General features: G+C 74.9%; 18 protein-coding genes. 12 read left to right on the top strand and 6 right to left on the bottom strand.

Features of this window, described 5'->3' with window-relative positions; all coding sequences use genetic code 11:
- The first annotated feature begins 11 nt into the window (after nucleotides 1-11).
- The 4 genes from D476_RS36550 to D476_RS0121170 all read left to right on the top strand — a co-directional run bounded on the left by D476_RS36550 (nucleotide 12) and on the right by D476_RS0121170 (nucleotide 2,015).
- Nucleotides 12-149, top strand: coding sequence for a DUF4244 domain-containing protein (locus D476_RS36550; protein WP_017625924.1), 138 nt, complete (start codon nucleotides 12-14; stop codon nucleotides 147-149).
- Nucleotides 127-555 carry a TadE family type IV pilus minor pilin gene (locus D476_RS0121160; RefSeq protein ID WP_017625925.1) on the top strand — a complete coding sequence of 143 codons (429 nt, stop codon included), beginning with the start codon at nucleotides 127-129 and terminating at the stop codon, nucleotides 553-555. Before D476_RS36550 ends, D476_RS0121160 begins: the two co-directional genes overlap by 23 nt.
- Nucleotides 552-953 carry an Rv3654c family TadE-like protein gene (locus D476_RS0121165; RefSeq protein ID WP_017625926.1) on the top strand — a complete coding sequence of 134 codons (402 nt, stop codon included), beginning with the start codon at nucleotides 552-554 and terminating at the stop codon, nucleotides 951-953. The genes D476_RS0121160 and D476_RS0121165 overlap by 4 nt, the downstream gene beginning before the upstream one ends.
- An 813-nt stretch (nucleotides 954-1,766) precedes the next feature.
- Complete coding sequence (locus tag D476_RS0121170) at nucleotides 1,767-2,015, top strand: hypothetical protein (protein ID WP_152529405.1); 249 nt, start codon at nucleotides 1,767-1,769, stop codon at nucleotides 2,013-2,015.
- Here D476_RS0121170 and D476_RS0121175 read toward each other — a convergent pair.
- From D476_RS0121175 to D476_RS0121200, 5 genes are all read right to left on the bottom strand, one after another.
- Complete coding sequence (locus D476_RS0121175) at nucleotides 2,002-2,751, bottom strand: type II secretion system F family protein (RefSeq protein ID WP_017625928.1); 750 nt, start codon at nucleotides 2,749-2,751, stop codon at nucleotides 2,002-2,004. The genes D476_RS0121170 and D476_RS0121175 overlap by 14 nt on opposite strands.
- The gene (locus tag D476_RS0121180) at nucleotides 2,748-3,518 is read right to left on the bottom strand and encodes a type II secretion system F family protein (RefSeq protein ID WP_239648781.1); all 771 of its coding nucleotides are present in this window, start codon (nucleotides 3,516-3,518) and stop codon (nucleotides 2,748-2,750) included. Before D476_RS0121180 ends, D476_RS0121175 begins: the two co-directional genes overlap by 4 nt.
- A gap of 446 nt (nucleotides 3,519-3,964) precedes the next feature.
- A complete protein-coding gene (locus D476_RS0121185; RefSeq protein WP_017625929.1) occupies nucleotides 3,965-5,137 on the bottom strand; it encodes a TadA family conjugal transfer-associated ATPase in 1,173 nt (390 codons plus the stop codon).
- Entirely contained in the window at nucleotides 5,134-6,219 is a 1,086-nt protein-coding gene (ssd, locus tag D476_RS0121190) for a septum site-determining protein Ssd (RefSeq protein ID WP_017625930.1), read from the bottom strand. The genes D476_RS0121185 and ssd overlap by 4 nt, the downstream gene beginning before the upstream one ends.
- 744 nt (nucleotides 6,220-6,963) lie before the next feature.
- Nucleotides 6,964-7,782 (bottom strand): Fic family protein, encoded by an 819-nt coding sequence (locus D476_RS0121200; RefSeq protein WP_017625932.1) that lies wholly within the window; start codon nucleotides 7,780-7,782, stop codon nucleotides 6,964-6,966.
- A 175-nt stretch (nucleotides 7,783-7,957) separates the two neighbouring features.
- Between D476_RS0121200 and acs the strand changes: the two genes are divergently transcribed.
- From acs to D476_RS0121235, 7 genes are all read left to right on the top strand, one after another.
- Complete coding sequence (gene acs, locus D476_RS0121205; RefSeq protein WP_017625933.1) at nucleotides 7,958-9,931, top strand: acetate--CoA ligase; 1,974 nt, start codon at nucleotides 7,958-7,960, stop codon at nucleotides 9,929-9,931.
- A 144-nt stretch (nucleotides 9,932-10,075) separates the two neighbouring features.
- Nucleotides 10,076-10,513, top strand: a complete 438-nt coding sequence (locus D476_RS0121210; RefSeq protein WP_017625934.1) for a phage holin family protein — start codon at nucleotides 10,076-10,078, stop codon at nucleotides 10,511-10,513.
- Between the two features lie 27 nt (nucleotides 10,514-10,540).
- Nucleotides 10,541-11,476, top strand: coding sequence for an alpha/beta fold hydrolase (locus tag D476_RS0121215; RefSeq protein ID WP_017625935.1), 936 nt, complete (start codon nucleotides 10,541-10,543; stop codon nucleotides 11,474-11,476).
- An 89-nt stretch (nucleotides 11,477-11,565) separates the two neighbouring features.
- A complete protein-coding gene (locus tag D476_RS0121220) occupies nucleotides 11,566-12,075 on the top strand; it encodes a DUF309 domain-containing protein (RefSeq protein ID WP_017625936.1) in 510 nt (169 codons plus the stop codon).
- Between the two features lie 744 nt (nucleotides 12,076-12,819).
- The gene (locus D476_RS0121225) at nucleotides 12,820-15,270 is read left to right on the top strand and encodes a sodium-translocating pyrophosphatase (RefSeq protein ID WP_026123717.1); all 2,451 of its coding nucleotides are present in this window, start codon (nucleotides 12,820-12,822) and stop codon (nucleotides 15,268-15,270) included.
- Nucleotides 15,271-15,420: 150 nt separating this feature from the next.
- Nucleotides 15,421-16,017 (top strand): SMI1/KNR4 family protein, encoded by a 597-nt coding sequence (locus D476_RS34065; protein WP_017625938.1) that lies wholly within the window; start codon nucleotides 15,421-15,423, stop codon nucleotides 16,015-16,017.
- A 176-nt stretch (nucleotides 16,018-16,193) separates the two neighbouring features.
- A complete protein-coding gene (locus tag D476_RS0121235; protein WP_017625939.1) occupies nucleotides 16,194-16,682 on the top strand; it encodes a glutathione peroxidase in 489 nt (162 codons plus the stop codon).
- Nucleotides 16,683-16,770: 88 nt separating this feature from the next.
- Here the strand turns inward: D476_RS0121235 and D476_RS0121240 are convergent, their stop codons facing one another.
- A complete protein-coding gene (locus tag D476_RS0121240; RefSeq protein WP_017625940.1) occupies nucleotides 16,771-17,106 on the bottom strand; it encodes a hypothetical protein in 336 nt (111 codons plus the stop codon).
- Between the two features lie 398 nt (nucleotides 17,107-17,504).
- On the opposite strand from D476_RS0121240, the gene D476_RS0121250 reads away from it, so the two are divergent.
- Nucleotides 17,505-17,987, top strand: a complete 483-nt coding sequence (locus D476_RS0121250) for a SixA phosphatase family protein (protein WP_017625942.1) — start codon at nucleotides 17,505-17,507, stop codon at nucleotides 17,985-17,987.
- The last annotated feature ends 367 nt before the right edge of the window (nucleotides 17,988-18,354 follow it).

An 18,354-nucleotide genomic window follows, 5' to 3' on the forward strand; every position in this document is an offset into this window, starting at 1 on the left:
GCGACGGGGGAATGTCCACGGCCGAGTACGCGATCGGAACCGTTTCGGCCATCGCGTTCGCCGCCGTTCTCTACGCAATTCTGACCAGTTCCGAAGTCCGCGAGACCCTGACCCGGATCGTCGTCGATGCGCTGCAGTCCGTGGGATGAGGCCCGCCGGAACCCCCGCCCGGAGCGGGCTCCGGGCGGGGGCGCGCGCTCCGTCCGCGCCGCCGAGCGCGGCATCGCCACCGCCGAGACCGCCGTCGCCCTGCCCGCACTCGCCCTGGTCCTGGCGGTGTCCATCGCCGCGGTGAACGCGGTGGCCACCCACCTGGCGTGCGTGGACGCGGCCCGGGCCGGGGCGCGGGCGCTGGCCCGCGGGGAGAGCGAGGCGGTGGTGCTCCAGGAGGCGTCCCGGGCGGCCCCGGAAGAGGCGCGGGTCCGGGCGAGCCGGACCGGAACCGAGGCGCGGGTGGAGGTTTCGGCCCCGGTCCGAATCATGCCCGGAATGCCCGCCCCCGCCCGGGCCGTGGCCACCGCGGCGACCGTCATGGAACCCGGGGCCGAGCGGTGAGCCGCCCGTCGCCCTCCGCGCGGCCCGCGCGCCGCCGCGCCGTGCCGGGGCCTGTGGACACCGGGTCGGGGACGGTCTGGGTGCTCGTCGTGTGCGCCCTGGTGTGGACGGTGGCGGCCGCGGCGGTGGTCGTCGGCGGCGCCCGCGTCGACCGGCACCACGCCGGGACGGCCGCCGACCTGGCGGCCCTGGCCGGTGCACGCCGGGCGGCGGAGGGCGGGGACCGGTCGTGCGCCGCCGCGTCCCGGACGGCCGCCGCGAACGGGGCGCGGGTGGAGGCGTGCACGGCGGAAGGGCTGGAGGTGGTGGTGGAGGTGTCCGTCCCCGTGCGGACCTGGCCGACCCGCGCCCACGCCGAGGCGAGAGCGGGCCCGGTGGAGGCGGAGGCCTTCGGCTGAGGCCCCGCCCACGCCGGTCTCGGGGAGGTCGTCCGTATGAGGGCCCGATCGGGGCCGTCCTCCCCGGCCTCTCCGAGACCGGCGCCCGGGGAGCCCGCCTGCAGGGGCCCTGGCCGGTGCTCGGCGATCGTCCGTCCACAGGGCTTCGGCGTCCCTGTGGGCGGCGCCCCCGCCCGGGACCGGCGTCCGCCGTCCCGGCGACGGCCGATGCGCCGAACCGGCACGGCCGTGCGACCGAACGCCCTCGCAGCATCGCTGCGCCGAAGGGCGTCGCCCAAGCGCCGCGTGCCGTCCGGGGGGGCGTCCCCCGGGCCTTCAACGACCCGTTCCTCTCATCGATCACGAAGGATCGCCATGGGTGCCCACTCCCGACCCCCGGAACGCCGCCCCGCTTCTTCCCCGTCCCGCCGGGTCCGGCGGGTCGCCCTCCTGTCGGCCGGTGTCCTCCTCTTCGGCGGAGGGGCTTCCGCGGCCGAGGCGCCGCCCAGTCCGGCTCCCCCGTCGAGCTCCTCGCCCGACGAGGTCACGGAGACGAGGGCCCCGGGAATCCTCCCCTCCGGCCCGCCGCCCGACGGGACGCCCGTCCCGCTCCCGGGGACCGGCCCCGTGCCGCCGGGCCTCCCAGTGCCCCCGCCGCCGCCCATGAGGCCGGACCCGCCGGACGGTCCCGCGCCTCCTGAGGCCCCGGAGACCGACTCGGCGGGCGACGCCGAGGAGCCGACCGCGCCTCCCCGGCCGCGCCCCTCCGCGGCCCGGTCGCCGTCCCCGGCGCCCACCCCTTCCGCGTCCCCGAGCCCGTCCCCCGCACCGTCGGTGAGCGCGGACCCGACGGCCCCCGATCCCGGACCGCCCGATCCGGTGTCCGAGCCCGAGGTCGCCTTCGGGTACGCCCTTCCCGAACCCGCCTCCGACGCGCGCCCGCTGAGCACGGCCGCGGCCTGGCTGCTGCCGCTCTTGGCGGCGGCGGCCCTGGCGCTGCGCCTGAGCGTGGGCTGGCCCCGCTTCCCGCCCCGCTACCGGGGGCGGCGCCGGGTCGCCCGCGATGCCCCTACGGACCCGTGAGGTCGCCGACGAGGGCGGCCACCAGCGGCACCACCCCGATCAGCACGAACGCGGGGAGGAAGCACAGTCCCAGCGGCGCGACCACCAGCACCGCCGTGCGCTGGGTGCGGGCGAGCGCGCGCCCGTGGGCCGCGCGGCGCGCCTCGGCGGCGTGGTGGGCGACGAGGTCGCCGACGGGGGCGCCGGTCTCCGCCGCGCGGGTGAGCGTGCGCCCGAGCGCCGCCAGCTCGGGCGGGCCGCCGACCGCCCGCCACGCCCGGTCCGGGGCGGCGCCGAGGCGCTGCTGCTCGGCCACCTCGGCCAGGGCCTCGCCCAGCGGCCCGCCGATGGAGCGGGACAGGGCGGACAGGACATGGCCGGTCTCCCCTCCGGCACGGACCCCGGCGACCAGGAGATCGAGCGCGAGCGGGAGACCGGCGGCGATCCTGGCCTCCCGCTCCCGTTCCCGGGCCCCCGCGACCCGGCGCAGGCCCAGCCACAGGACGGCTCCCACCGGCGGGCCGAAGAGGAGGGCGGTCCCGGGACCGGCGACGAGGGCGAGCGCGAGCACCGGGGCGAGGACGACCCCGGCCGTGCCCAGGCGGCCGACGCCCCGCTCCGGGGCCCGGCCCGCCGGTCCGCGCGGGGGAAGGAGGGCCTCCAACCGCAGCCGCGCGACGGAGGGGCCGGGGAACAGCAGAAGACGGACGGCACAGGTCCCGAAGACGACGACGATCGCGCCGAGGACGGCGGTCATTCCCCCTCCAGGGCGGCGACGGCCTTGCGGACCATGCTGTTCGTCCACCACAGGCCCACGGCGTCCAGGAGCACCCCTCCGGCCAGGCACGCCAGCCCGACGGGTGTGGTGAACAGGAACGCGATCGGCCCGGCGCCCATCGCCTCGGACAGGCCGAGCCCGGCCGCGGGGAGGATGGCGAGCAGGACCGCGGTCGTGCGCGGGCCCGCCAAGTGGGCGGAGAGCTCGCGGCGCCGCTCCTCCTCCTGGGACAGGGAGGCGGCCAGCCGCTCGGACACCTCGGCCAGTCCGGCCCCGGAGCGGGAGGCCACCGTCCAGCAGGCGGCCAGGTGGGCCAGCCCGGCCATGCCGGGGGCGGCCCCGGCGTCGCGGAGGGCCTCGGCCGGGTCGGCCCCGCTCCGCGCGGCGGCGACGACGGGGGCCAGGGCGTCGGCGCCCGCCGCGACGGCTTCGGCGGCCGAGCGCTCCAGCGCGGCGGTCGGGGGCCGCCCGGCCTGGAGCTCGGAGGCGAACGCCCGGCAGAGGGCGGTGGCCGTCTCCCGCCCGTGGGCGCGAGTCCGCCCGAGGAGCCGGTCGGCGAGCGCCCGAAGAGGCCGGAGCGTCCTCTTCAATGCGGCGTTGTACGTACGCGAGGTATCCCCGGGCCGGTGGAGGGCCCACAGTAGGCGAACGTGCGCAGGCGAGGGCACCAGGGCGGCGGCCACTGCGCCGACACCCCCGAGGGCCATGAGCCCCACCCCGACGGGGAAGAGGGAAAGGCCGTCCATCGAGCCTCCTTCGAGCGTCCTTCACCGACCCCCCGGACCCGGGGCAAGAACCGAATCCGCGCACAGCGGGGCGGACGACGGCGCCGTGTCCACAGGTCCGCCTGAGGCGGCAGTGTGCCCACCGGAGCACGTCCGCGGAACCTCCGTCCGGCCGGATCGGCCCGTCGGCCACGGCTCCGGGGCAGCCGGGGGCCGCGCGTCGGAAGCGGTCGCAGTGGGCAGAAGCTCCTCCGCTCCAGCGGACGCCATCCCTGCCCGTGGCGGCCATGGCCGCCGAAGTCTCCCTGGACGCCATCGCCCACCGGGCCGTGTCCGCCCGGTGGAGGCTGGTGATCGGGGCCGAGCGTCGATCCGGGACCCCGTCGACGCCCGCCCGGACAGAGCGAACCGGCTTTCGGGGGCGCCACCCGAGTGCCGCCCGGCGCCCCTGCCCGCCGGAGCCCGGCTCACCCCTGGCTCCACTCGGTGCCGATGCGGTCGGCCAGGTCCGCGTGCGCCCCGCCCTCCTGCGGTGGGCCCTCCGGCGGGAACAGCACCGCGGGGAGGGCCCGTACCAGGCCGTCCCGGCTCCTGCTCAGTACGCACACCTGCGCGGGCCTGCGCACCCCGTCCTCCCCGCGCACCATGTGGACGGCCACCGCCCCGGTCGCCGCGAGCTGGCTGTGCGCCGCCTCCCTCGTCAGCCCCGCCGCGCAGGCCAAAGCCTCGATCCGGGCGGGCAGCTCCTCCGCCGCGTTGGCGTGCACCGTCCCCGAACCCCCGTCGTGGCCCGTGTTCAGCGCCGCCAGGAGGCCTACCACCTCGGCCCCGCGCACCTCGCCCACCACCAGGCGGTCCGGGCGCATCCGCAGCGCCTGGCGCACCAGCTGCGGCAGGTCCACCTCCCCGGTGCCCTCGATGTTCGGCGGCCGGGCCTGCAACCGCACCACGTGCGGGTGGCGCGGCCGCAGCTCCGCCGAGTCCTCCACCAGCACCAGCCGCTCGCCCGGCCCCGCCAGGGACAGCAGCGCCGACAGCAGCGTCGTCTTGCCCGTCCCGGTCCCGCCGGTCAGCAGCAGCGGCACCCGCGCCCGCACCAGCGCCTCCAGCAGCCGTACCGCCCGTGCCGACAGCGACCCCCGCCGCTCCAGCTCGGCCAGGTCCAGCCCGCCGCGCGGCGGCAGCCGCAGCGACAGGCACGCCCCCTCCGGCGCCACCGGCGGCAGCACCGCGTGCAGCCGCGCCCCCGACGGCAGCCGGGCGTCGCACCACGGCGCCGCAGCGTCCAGCCTGCGCCCCGCCTGGGCGGCCAGCCGCCGGGCCAGCGCCCGCACCTCCTCCTCGCCCGCGAACCGCACCCGGGAGGCCCGGCGCAGCCCCTCCGGCCCGTCCACCCACACCTCGTCGGGCCCGTTCACGAGGATGTCGGTCACGTCCGGATCGGCCATCAGCGGCTCCAGCGGCCCCGTCCCGGACAGTTCCGCGCTGAGCACCCGCACCACCGCCAGCAGCTCGGCGTCGCCCAGCACCGCCCCCTCGGCGCGCACCGCCGCCGCGACCCGGGAGGGGGTCGGCGCGTCCCCGTCCCGCACCAGGCGCGCCCGCACCGCCTCCAGCAGCGCGGTGCCGGGGCGGGTCACGACGGCTCCACGGCGGGTGCGGGCCCCGGGGTGCGCACGGACTCCAGAAGCCGGTCGGCGGCCCTGGCGAGAGGGGAGGCGCGGTCGGCGCCGGGCAGCTCGCCCCGGTCCAGCGCCCGCTTCAGGCGCGGGTCCTCGGGCACGTTCCCCGCCGACTCCAGGCCGAGGGTCGTCGCCACCGTCTCCCCGGAGAGGCCGGGGCCCGCGCCCCTGGTCACCAGGCGCAGCGCCGAGCTGTGCGCCCGCAGCCGGGGCACCAGCCGGTGGGCCGCCATCACCGAGCAGAAGTCGGCGGGCACCACCACCAGCACCGAGGTGCACCGGCGCAGCGCCTCCACCGCGCCCGGGCCGGGGGCGCGCGGGGCGTCGACCACCACCAGGTCGCCGCCGAGCGCCGCCGCGCCCAGGACCGCGCGCAGCGCCGGTGCGGGCACTTCCTCGGCCGGGCCGCTGTCCCAGGTCACCACCGGGCACCCGCGCACCCGCGGCAGCACCCCGCTCAGCGCGGGCCAGCTCATCCGCCCCTCGCGGGCGAGCAGGTCGCCCCACCGGGTGCCGCCCAGCCCGTCGGCGCCGCAGACCAGGTCCAGCCCGGGGCCGAGCGGATCGGCGTCGACGAGGGCGGTGCGCAGGCCCGCCCGCACCCCCGCCATGGCCAGCGCCGCCGCGAGCACACTGGCCCCGGCCCCGCCGCGGCCGCCGACCGCGGCCACCACCGGGCACGGGCCCGGCCGCTCCCGTCCGGCGTCGGCCAGCAGGTCGGTCAGCCGCGCCTCGTCGCCGGGCAGCCGCAGCAGCGCCCGGACCCCGGCGCGCAGCGCGTCCGGCTCGGGCGCGGGGCCGTCCGGGGCCGGGGGGCCCACGGCGGCCAGGGCGTGCGGGTGCGGCGGCGGCTCCAGCTCGGCGACGGCCGCGAGCAGGTCGCCGCCGACGACGACCAGCGGCGCCCGCGCCCAGTCGCGCAGCGCCGCACCGGCCGAGGCGGCGACGTCGACCTCGACGGACGCGGCGGCCGCCAGCCGCAGCAGGTCGTCCAGCAGCTCAGGGTCGTCGGTGGCCAGCAGGGGGCGGGGGCGTTCCATGCGGCCGAGGGTGGCCCGCCGGGGACCGCGGCGGTAGGGGGTTCGCCGTGCCTGTGGACGAAGGCCGGGACGCGTCCGCCGGAGCGGCGCGGACTCCCCTCCGGCCAGGGCGGCGCCGCAACGGGGCGCCCGGACGGAGGTCCCCCGGCCGCGGCGGACCCCACCGGTGCGGGGAGGGGTGCGGGAAAGGCGACGGCCCCCGCCGGGGGGATGGCGGGGGCCGTCTCTCGGTCCGGCTCCGGGGGGGTAGAGCCGGTTCCGTTCCTGGAGAGGTTCGCGAATACGTATGCCTCCGGCACCGTTCGGGTCCAGGGGGGCGAGTGGTACCGGACCGGCGAGCCCGAAGCGCCGCCGGACCGCGCGCGCCGGGACAGGGAGGGGAGGTCCGCGATCGCTGCGCGCGCGTCGAGGTAACAAATCTGATACGCAACGTTACCATGCACGCGCTGGGCGGAGCCGCCCGCACCCCTTTTCAAAACGCCTGATCAGGCGTACAACAGAAACAGGAGGTGGGCAGTGGCCCACAGGGTGCGGCGCCCGGGTACCCACGCGTCACCAAGCCGCGAGAGGCCCGTCCGTACCTGGATTCGTCCAGGTCGGAGCGTAAACAGCACGCTTGATAGCCCGGAGTGGCTCACCCGCGGCGGCGTCTCGGCCGCTCCTCCGCGGAGGAGGCCGGGGCGCCGTTCGCACGCGCGGGGGTTGTGACCGAACCGAGACGTCCGCGCCCGCGTCCGCCCCCCGTCAGCCCCGCTTCAGCGCCTCGCAGGTGGCCAGGGAGTCCCGTGCGCCGTCGGCCACCGCCGCGCAGCAGTGCAGCACCCACGTGCGCACCCCCTCCGGCGTCCCGGTGAGGTAGCCGCGCAGCCCCTCGGCGTAGCCCTCGCGCCGCTGCCCGTGCCCCAGCTCCGGCGCCGCCAGCGACTTGGGGTCCAGGCCGCGCTCGATCAGCACCAGCCGCTCGGCCGCGCGCGCCACCAGGCCGTCGCCCCAGCCGAAGGGCCGCAGCGCCATCAGCTCGCCGTGCACGACCGCCGCCACCACCAGCGCGGGCGCCGACGAGCGCCGCTCCAGCAGCGCGCCGAGCGCCTCCAGCCGCGCCTCGACCTCGATCGGCGAGGGCGGCGCGCCCAGTCCCAGCGGGTCCTGCGCCGTCTCGCCGCCCGCCCGCGGTCGGCCGAGCCGGTCGGCGCCGTCCCCCGTGAGGGCGTCGGCGGCGGCGAGCGTGTGCAGCCGTGCCAGCACCTGCCGGGGCGCCTTCGGCCACGTCTCCACGAGCCGGCCGAGCTCACCGGAGACCCGCAGCGCCCCCTTCACGCGCGCGTCGTCGGCCTCGCCCGCACGCACCTGTTCCAGGGACACGTCCGCCCCGTCGAGCACGGCCGAGGCGTGCGCCCCGCGCAGCGCCGACTCCAGGGACACGTCGGCGCTGCGCCGCCGCAGCACCCGGTGGCCCAGCAGCCGGTCCACCACGGTGCGCGCCTCGTCGACCGCCTCGCCGACGCCGCTGAGTTCCGCGATCCGCGCCAGCGGATCGGTCGTTGCCGCATTCACGCCGACCACACTACGCCGAACGCTACGCGCGGGTAATCGACCGTTCGCCGTTCCGCCGCGACCGCTCGCCGTTTTCGCACCTGCGCTCCCTTGTCGCGGCGGCACCCGCTTGATGGAGTGGTCCGCGCCACGTGATTCAGTACATAGGGCAAGCAGGCCTACGACACGCGAAGGAGCTGTAACGGTGGCTGAGACTCCCCAGGGGCAAGAGACCCTGTCCAACCTGCTTCACGAGTCACGTCGGTTCCCGCCGCCGGAGGACCTCGCCGCCGCGGCCAATGTGAAGGCCGACGCCTACGCCGAAGCGGACGCCGACCGCCCCGCGTTCTGGGCGAAGCAGGCCGAGCGCCTGAAGTGGGAGCAGCCCTGGGACCGCGTCCTGGAGTGGGACCCCCCGTTCGCCAAGTGGTTCACCGGCGGCACCATCAACGCCGCCGTGAACTGTCTCGACCGCCACGTCGACGCCGGCCGCGGGGACAAGGTCGCCTACCACTGGGAGGGCGAGCCCGGCGACACCCGCACCATCACCTACGCCGAGCTCAAGGACATGGTCTGCCAGGCCTCCAACGCCCTGCTCGAACTGGGGGTGGAGAAGGGCGACCGGGTGGCCGTGTACATGCCGATGATCCCCGAGACCGTGGTGGCGATGCTGGCCTGCGCCCGCATCGGCGCGGTGCACATGGTCGTCTTCGGCGGCTTCTCGGTGGACGCCCTGGGCACCCGCCTCGACGACAGCGCCGCCAAGGTCGTCGTCACCGCCGACGGCGGCTACCGCCGCGGCAAGCCCAGCTCGCTCAAGCCCGCGGTGGACGAGGCCGTCAAGGACCGCCCGGCGGTCCAGCACGTGCTGGTGGTGCGCCGCACCGGCCAGGACGTCGACTGGAACGACGGCCGCGACGTGTGGTGGCACGACATCGTGGACCGCCAGTCCACCGAGCACACCGCCGAGGGCCACGACGCCGAGCACCCGCTGTACATCATGTACACCAGCGGCACCACGGCCAAGCCCAAGGGCATCCTGCACACCACCGGCGGCTACCTGACCCAGGTCTCCTACACCCACTGGGCGGTGTTCGACCTCAAGCCCGAGACGGACGTGTTCTGGACCGCGGCCGACATCGGGTGGGTCACCGGCCACTCCTACATCGTCTACGGCCCGCTCTCCAACGGCGCCACCTCGGTGATGTACGAGGGCACCCCGGACACCCCGCACAAGGGCCGCTTCTGGGAGATCGTGGAGAAGTACGGGGTGACCATCGCCTACATGGCCCCCACCGCCATCCGCACCTTCATGAAGTGGGGCGAGGACATCCCGGCGGGCTTCGACCTGTCGAGCCTGCGCGTCCTGGGGTCGGTGGGCGAGCCCATCAACCCCGAGGCCTACACCTGGTACCGCAAGAACATCGGCGGCGACCGCACCCCGGTCGTCGACACCTGGTGGCAGACCGAGACCGGCGCGATCATGGTCAGCCCGCTGCCCGGCGTGCACTCGGGCAAGCCGGGCGCCGCCATGCGACCGCTGCCCGGCATCGCCGCCGACGTCGTCGACGAGAAGGGCGAGCCGGTGCCCCCGGGCGGCGGCGGGTTCATCGTGGTGCGCGAGCCCTGGCCGTCGATGCTCCGCGGGATCTGGGGCGACCCGGAGCGCTACAAGGACACCTACTGGTCCCGCTTCGACGGCCTGTACTTCCCGGGCGACGGCGCCAAGCGCGACGAGGACGGCGACATCTGGCTGCTGGGGCGCGTGGACGACGTCATGCTCGTCTCCGGCCACAACATCTCCACCACCGAGGTGGAGTCGGCCCTGGTGGCCCACCCCAAGGTCGCCGAGTCCGCGGTGACCGGCGCCACCGACCCCACCACCGGGCAGGCCATCGTCGCCTTCGTCATCCTGCGCGGCGAGGCCGGTGACGGCGGCGAGGACCTGGTCAAGGAGCTGCGCGAGCACGTGGCCGCCTCCCTGGGGCCGATCGCCAAGCCGCGCCAGATCATGGTCGTGCCCGAGCTGCCCAAGACCCGCTCCGGCAAGATCATGCGCCGCCTGCTGCGCGACGTGGCCGAGAACCGGGAACTGGGCGACGTGTCCACGCTCACCGACGCCGGCGCCATGGACAAGATCCGCACCGCGTTCGGGTCGGCCTCCGGCGACGACGACTAGCCGGCCGACCGGTCGGCCGACGCCCTCCGGCGCGCCCGCGGAACCCTCCGCGGGCGCGCCGAACCGCGCGCCGGGGCCGACGCCCCACGTGGCAAATGTGCAAGGATGCGGGGAGCGTTCGACGGAAGGAAGGGAGACACCGCGATGCCCGAGAACCCGTCGAGTGGCCAGGGGGCCGAGGAGTTCGACGCCGCCGACCGGTCGCTCGGGGAGCTCGTCTCCGAGGCCGGCGGGAACATCTCCAAGCTGGTCCGCCTCGAACTGGAGCTGGCCAAGCTCGAACTGGCGCGGGACGCCAAGCAGGTCGGCAAGGGCTCGGCGATGTTCGTCGCCGCCGCCGTGCTGCTGCACCTGTTCCTCATCCTGTTCTCGGTGACGGCGGGCCTGTTCCTGTACGACGTGGCGGGCCTGTCCGCCTGGATCTCCTTCCTGATCGTCACGCTGTTCTACCTGCTGGTCGCGGCGATCATGGTCGGCATCGGGGTGCTGCACCTGCGCAGGATCAAGGGCTTGGAGCGGTTCGGCACCACCATGGCCACCACCGTGTCGGTGCTCCGCGGCGAGCACACGGCCGAGCGCTGACCCGCGCCCGCGCGGACGCAGGCGCCCATGGCCCCCGACGCGCCCATCCCTGACGACAGCGCGGCCCTGGTCGAGGGGCCCTGGAAGCACCGGACGGTCAGCGCGGCGGGCACCCGGTTCCACGTCGCCGAGGCGGGCGACGGCCCGCTGGTGCTGCTGCTGCACGGCTTCCCCTGGTTCTGGTGGTCCTGGCACGCCCAGATCGGCGCCCTGGCCGAGGCCGGATACCGCGCCGTCGCCGTGGACCTGCGCGGCTTCGGCGCCAGCGACAAGCCCCCGCGCGGATACGACCTGGTGACCGCCGCCTCCGACGCGGCCGGTCTGGTTCGCGCCCTGGGCGAGCCGGACGCCGCGGTCGCAGGCCACGGCACCGGCGGCCTGGTCGCCTGGACGATGGCGGCCTACTACCCGTGGTCGGTGCGGCGCCTGGCGGCGGTCTCCGCCCCGCATCCCCTGATGCTCCGCAACGGGCTGCTGGGGCGGCCCGAGCAGACGTGGGCGGGGCGTCGGCTCTTCGGCAACCAGGTGCCCATGGTCCCCGAGCGCGCGCTGGTGGCCGACGGCGCCGCCCGCGTGGGGGAGATGCTGCGCGACTGGTCGGCCGCGCCCGGCTGGCCCGACCGGGAGACCGAGCGGCGGTGCCGGGAGGCCTTCCGCATCCCCGGGGTGGCGCACTGCTCGCTGGAGTACCAGCGCTGGCTGTTCCGCTCCCAGGTGCGCCCCGACGGCTACCGGTACCGGCGCAGGATGCGGCGCCCCGCCGGGGTGCCGACCCTCCAGCTGCACGGCGAACGCGACACCTTCCTCCTGCCCTCCACCGCGCGCGGCTCGGGCCGCTACGTCGACGCGCCGTACCGGTGGCGGCTGGTGGAGGGGACCGGGCACTTCCCGCACCAGGAGCGGCCGGAGGCGGTCAACCGCGCGTTCCTGGGGTGGCTTCGGGACACCGAGCCGGACGCCTGACGGAGGGCACGGCACAATCGGGGGAGACGGACGGGCGCGGGAGGCCGCACCGGACGGGCACCGCACGCGCAGGAGAGGGGCGAGGCCATATGGCGGGCAACGCCGGGAGCACGGACAACGGGCAGCGCACCGACCGGGACCGCAACCCCGAGGGGCGCGCCCAGAACCAGCGCCCCCGGGACCGGTACGGCCGGCCCCTGCCCTACGGGTCCCCGGGCGTCCCCCGAGTGCCCGACGACGCCGTCTTCGCGCCGGAGGAGGGGCTGGACGAGGCGCAGGCGCTGCTCGACGACGGGTACGCGTTCCACGCGCACGAGGTGCTGGAGGCGGTGTGGAAGGGCGTCGAGGGGCCGGAGCGCGAGCTGTGGCGGGGAATGGCGCAGATCGCGGTGGGCCTGACGCATGCGCAGCGGGGGAACCGGGTCGGAGCGGCCAGACTGCTCAGGCGCGGGGCGGACCGGGTGGAGGGGTTCGGCCCTGAGGCCCCGTCGGGCGTGGATGCGCTGGGGGCCGCGGCCTACGCGCGCTCAGTGGCGGACGCCGTAGAGGCGGGGGACGGCGGGGAGATCGACACGTCCCGCCTGCGGCTGCGCCGCTGATACGGATGAGGCCCCCGGCGACCACCGGGGGCCGGGTGTCCCGGCGCCGGACCCGGGTCCGCCCTATCGGACCCCACGGGGCGGCCTGAGGGGCGCCGAGGGGGGAGTTTTCACCACGCCGGATGCCCGAACGGCCGACCTCGTGCCGGTAGGCCTGGAATGTGCCCCTGGTGAGTGCCTCCCGGGGCCCGGGAGGCGCCCCGCTCTCGCCGTCGCTGCCGGGCGCACCGAGCCCGCACACGCCGCACGGCCGACAACGCCGCCGGGAGGACCTCCGCCCCCGTCGTCGGTGCCTCATCACCCGGCACCTGCCGGACGGCGGGGCCGTGAGCGGGGCACCGGCGCCTCCTCCGTCGCCCGCACGCACCCTGTGACGCGTGGGGCGCATGCCGCCTATCGGCCCGGCCGAGTATTTCCTCCATATTTCCGACGGCGAATCCGCTATTACCGATAATAGTGGGCAACGTCGACCAAAGAAGGAAATACTCAACCGTCGAGATCACCGCGCGATCACATATCCGGGCCCAATGCAACAAGGGCCGGTCCGGCCCTCACTTTTCGCCGTTGCGGTGCGTAGAATCCCCGAACATCGTGCCCGCTGGCACCAGCGGCACCGATGAACGATGACCGATAACCGAAGAATACGTGCAGTACGTGGTGGTGGCACCCACATGACCCTGCTCTGCGCGCCGTGTGTGCACGGCGCCTGCGGGGCCGGTACGTGCCCGTCTCTAGGAGGACGGATTGTCTGGGCTCAGCAGCCTCGCCGTGGACAGCGGCCCGGCGCTCGCCCTGGACGGCATGAATTTCACGCTCGTCGTCGTGGTCCTGGTGGTGGCGCTGCTCGCGCTCGCCGTCGCCGGGGCCCTGGTGCGTGAGGTTCTCAACGCCGAACAGGGAACCGAGCGGATGCAGAACATCGCGGTAGCGGTGCAAGAGGGTGCGGCGGCGTATCTCAAACGCCAGTTCCGCACCCTCGCCGTTTTCGTCGTCATCATTCCCTTGCTCCTTCTCCTCCTGCCCGCCGACAGCGAGGCGGTCAGGTACGGGCGCTCGGTCTTCTTCGCGATAGGCGCGGTCTTCTCCGCGCTGACCGGCTTCATCGGGATGTGGCTCGCGGTCCGCGGGAACGTGCGCGTGGCCGCCGCCGCCCGGGAAGGCGGCCAGGCCGGTGAACACCGGGCGATGCGCATCGCCTTCCGCACCGGCGGCGTCGCGGGCATGTTCACCGTCGGGCTGGGGCTGCTCGGCGCGGCCATCGTGGTCCTCGCCTACCGCGGCGACGCGCCCATCGTCCTGGAGGGCTTCGGGTTCGGCGCCGCCCTGCTCGCCATGTTCATGCGTGTGGGCGGCGGCATCTTCACCAAGGCCGCCGACGTCGGCGCCGACCTCGTCGGCAAGGTCGAACAGGGCATCCCCGAGGACGACCCCCGCAACGCCGCCACCATCGCCGACAACGTGGGCGACAACGTCGGCGACTGCGCGGGTATGGCCGCCGACCTCTTCGAGTCCTACGCGGTGGTCCTGGTGGCCTCGCTGATCCTGGGCCGCGTCGCCTTCGGCGTCGAGGGCCTGGTCTTCCCGCTGCTGGTGCCCATGATCGGCGTCATCACCGCGGTGATCGGCATCTTCGTGACCGCCCCGCGCACGCGGGACAAGAACGCCATGTCGGCCATCAACCGCGGGTTCTTCATCTCGGCCGTCATCTCGGCCGTGCTGGTCGCCATCACCTCCTACGCCTACCTGCCCTCCAGCTTCGCGGAGCTGCAGGGGGTGGACGAGGCCACCGCCGCCCTCGACGGCGACCCGCGGCTGATCGCGTTCGGCTCCGTGCTGGTCGGCCTCCTGCTGGCGGCCGCCATCCAGCTCCTCACCGGCTACTTCACCGAGACCACCATGCGGCCGGTCCGGGAGATCGGCGAGAGCTCGGAGACCGGCGCCGCCACGGTCATCCTGTCCGGCATCTCGGTCGGGCTGGAGTCGGCGGTCTACTCGGCGCTGCTCATCGCCGGGGCCGTGTACGCGGCCTTCCTCATCGGCGGCGTCTCGGTCACCGTCAGCCTCTTCGCCGTCGCCCTGGCCGGGACCGGGCTGCTCACCACGGTCGGCGTCATCGTCGCCATGGACACCTTCGGCCCGGTCTCCGACAACGCCCAGGGCATCGCGGAGATGTCCGGCGACGTCGAGGGGCGCGGCGCCGAAGCCCTCACCAGCCTGGACGCGGTGGGCAACACCACCAAGGCGATCACCAAGGGCATCGCGATCGCGACCGCGGTCCTCGCCGCCACGGCGCTGTTCGGGGCGTTCCGCACCTCGGTCGAAGGGGCGCTCGGCGACGCGGCCGACACCTTCAGCCTCTCCATCGACCAGCCCAACGTCCTGGTCGGCGTCATCATCGGTGCCGCGGTGGTCTTCCTCTTCTCCGGCCTGGCCATCATGGCGGTGGGCCGTGCCGCCGGGCGGGTGGTGCTGGAGGTCCGCGAGCAGTTCCGCAGCCGCCCGGGGATCATGGACGGCACCGAGAAGCCCGAGTACGCGCGGGTGGTCGACATCTGCACCCGGGACTCGCTCCGGGAGCTGGTCACCCCCGGCCTGCTGGCGGTGCTCACCCCGATCGCGGTCGGCTTCGCCCTGGGCTATGCCTCGCTGGGCGCCTTCCTCGGCGGCGCGATCGCGGCCGGTGCGCTGATGGCGGTGTTCCTCGCCAACTCCGGCGGCGCCTGGGACAACGCCAAGAAGCTGGTCGAGGACGGCCACCACGGCGGCAAGGGCTCGGAGGCGCACGAGGCGACCGTCATCGGCGACACGGTCGGCGACCCGTTCAAGGACACCGCCGGCCCGGCGATCAACCCGCTGCTGAAGGTGATGAACCTGGTGGCGCTGATCATCGCGCCGAGCGTGGTCCTCTACGCCGACAACGTGGCGCTTCGGGCGGGCGCGACCGTGGTGGCCGTGGGCGTGATCGCCGGGGCCATCGTCTGGTCCAAGCGGCGCGGGACCACCGAGGCCCCCGCGCAGCAGATCCCGGCCGCCCGGGAGGAGGAGCCGGTCGCCGACGAGCCGGGCTCCGAGCGCGGGGTCGGGGCCGCCTCCAAGGGCGACGCGGCGGACGCGTCGAAGGCGCGTGACGAAGGCGACGAGGGCGAGGGCGACGGCGACAAGGAGCCGGTCACCGACGGGACCGCTAAGGACTGATCCCGCAGGCCCTTCTTAGATCGCGGACGAGGCCGCCCGGACACGGTCCGGGCGGCCTTCGCCGTCATCGCCTCCGCGGCCGGACCGGGGCCGCCGACGGCACCGCTTTCGGGGTCCCCGTTGACTCCGGTGTGTGTTTGGATCACCGTCATGACGGACGATTCCGCCTTCCCCGCGTCCTCGGTGCCCGCCTCCTGGGCCCGGATCGATGCCTGGCTGCGAACGCACGCCCCGGCCGACCACGCGATGCTCAGACCACCGGCGGACCCCGCGGCGGTCGAGGCCGCGGAGGCCGAAATGGGGCTGCGCTTCCCACCCGACCTGTCGGCGTCGCTCGCCTGCCACGACGGAATGGACGAGGGGCGCTCCGTCCTTCCGGGGAGGCCTCCGGCTCCGGTGGACAAGATCGTCGCGCATTGGAGCCTGTGCATCGATATCAACGAGGACCTGGGGTTGTTCGATGACGACCTGGAGGAGGATGAGGAGCCCTGGTGGCACCCTTCGTGGATCCCCTGGGCGGTACTCGACGGAGACTCTCAGGTGATCGACATGAGGCCGGGGCCCGATCAGGGAAGGCTGGGCAACGCCGAACACGACGACCGCGCCAGCTTCGACCGCGGATGGCCCTCCCTGGGGGCCTACCTGGCGGAGGTTGCGGACGTCCTGGAGAACGGCGGCCGGGTCGGTGCGTTCCTGTCCCCACGCATCGACTCCGACGGAAGGCTGCGCTGGGAACGCGCGTTGTAGGCGGCGGGACCGGACGGGCACGCGCCCTCCAGGGCGCGATCGGCCCGGTGGCCGCCGCTCCGGCCGCGTTCCCGCCCGTCTGACACGCCCCCGCCGAACATCGCGGCCGAACGCCGGGACCCCGGTACGCTCCCGGCGCGCAGACCGCCCGCGCACCGCCTCGACCAAGGAGTGACATGTCCGTCCTCGACATCCCGATCGACGCCCTGACCGGCGGCCCCGCCGACCTCGACCGCTACCGGGGCAAGGCCGTACTGCTCGTGAACGTGGCCTCCAAGTGCGGCCTCACACCGCAGTACACCGCCCTGGAGGAACTCCAGCGGCGCTATGCCCCGCGCGGCTTCACCGTCGTGGGGGTGCCCTGCAACCAGTTCATGGGCCAGGAGCCCGGCAGCGCGGACGAGATCGCGGCCTTCTGCTCGGCCACCTACGGCGTCACCTTCCCCATGACCGAGAAGGTCGACGTGAACGGCGAGGACCGGCACCCGCTGTACGCCGCGCTCGTCGACACCGCCGACGCCGAGGGGTACAGCGGCGACATCCGGTGGAACTTCGAGAAGTTCCTCGTGGCCCCGGACGGCACGGTCGCCGCGCGCTTCGCGCCGCAGACCGAGCCGGACGACGGCCGGGTGACCGATGCGATCGAGGCGGTCCTCCCCGGCTGACCGGGCGGCGGCGAACGATCGGACAGGAGAGGGTCCCCGGCGTCGGCCGGGGACCCTCTCCATTCTTCTCCATCTCCGCTCAGGGCCGTCAGGCGGCACGGTCCCGTGCCGCGTCTCCGCGGCGGGCCGCCCCGACCGTCAGGCGGTCGAGGATGGCCGCGCCCGCGAGGACGAGGAGGGCGTAGTTGGTCTGCTCGAAGTAGTGCATGAGGACGGCCGCGACGAGCACGGTGGCGGCGCCGACGACGATGCGGGGCGCGCTGCCCTGGGACGCGTAGAGGACCAGGAAGGAGAGGAGCGCCAGGACCGCGAGGTCCGGTCGGCCGGACAGGGCGGCGAAGAGCATGCCGCCCGCCAGGACACCGACACCTGCGAGGGCACAGGCGTTGGAGGTCGGAAGGGAAGCGCGGGCGATGGGGGCCATGGGGGAGTCCTTCTCTCTCGGTCCCGGTGTCTCGGGGGTGCCGTTGTGCCGAGTCGGCCGGTGGCTCCGGTGGGGCTCGCCCTGGTGCTCCCTGCCGACTGATGACCATGGTTCCGCGAGGGGCCCAGGCGGCGGCAGACGGAGAAGTCACCGGCGCGACCTGACCCGGGCCACGGGGCGGGGGGTGACAAACGTCAGCACAAGGCTTCATAGGCTGGGAGAAGACGACCCGGCCGCAAGGGACCGTCCGGCGCGAACCGGCCGGTGACGTCCGGTCGGCGGGTTCGGGCCGAGGCAGAGGAGGGGCACGTGACCGGGATGAAGGGCCTCGTCGCCGTGGTGGGCATCATGCTCGCCCTCATGGCGGTGATGGCGGTCGTGGCCACGGTGGCGGCGCCATGACGGGCACGCTGGTGATCGTCCGCCACGCGAAGGCGGAACACGGGATGGGCGACGACCACGCGCGTCGGCTGACCGGCAAGGGGCGCGCGCAGGCGCAGGCGGCGGGGGGCCTGCTCGCCGATGCGGGGATCGTGCCGGATCGGGTGATCTGCTCGACGTCGGCCCGGACGCGGGAGACGTTGGAGCTGGCACTGGAGCAGATGCCGGGCCGACCGCAGGTCGATTACGAGGACGCGGCGTACGGGGCGGACGACCACGGGCTCTACGAGCTGGTGAACCTCGTTCCCCAGGACGTCGGGACCGTGATGCTGGTCGGGCACAACCCGGCGGTCGCGCAGATGGCGTCGTCCTTCCTGGACCCGGAGGCCTACGGCGGGTACGTGGCGTTCCCGCCCGGGAGCGTCGCCGTGGTGCGGATGGAGGTCGAGTGGCTCTACGCGGCGCCGGGGACGGGGACGGGACACCTCCTCACCGTGTAGCCGGTGACGGGAACGCCTGCACACCAGGGGTTCGCGAACGTGACGGGCCTGGTTCAGCAGGGCGTTTGCCTTCCGGTGGATCGGTCCCTATAGTGGATCGGGTCGCCTTGAGCCGGGTCGAAGACTCCGGGCTCGGGCGGCGGGTCTTTCTCGGTCGAAGCGAACACCGGTCTCGACACCGGTGGGCGTGACCGCCTCCTTCCGGAATCCGGAACACCTCTGGTCCGAGCACCGGCGAAACCATGGCATACTTGCCGAGGTCTTCACGCCGCCTCGTGCCCGGGGGAAAACCCGGACCGAAAGGGCGGAATCAGGAAAGAACCGGAACAACCCGCCGATTTGGCGGGCCGGGGAACACCTGATAAAG

Source organism: Nocardiopsis chromatogenes YIM 90109, assembly GCF_000341185.1.
Classification (GTDB): Bacteria; Actinomycetota; Actinomycetes; order Streptosporangiales; family Streptosporangiaceae; genus Nocardiopsis_A; species Nocardiopsis_A chromatogenes.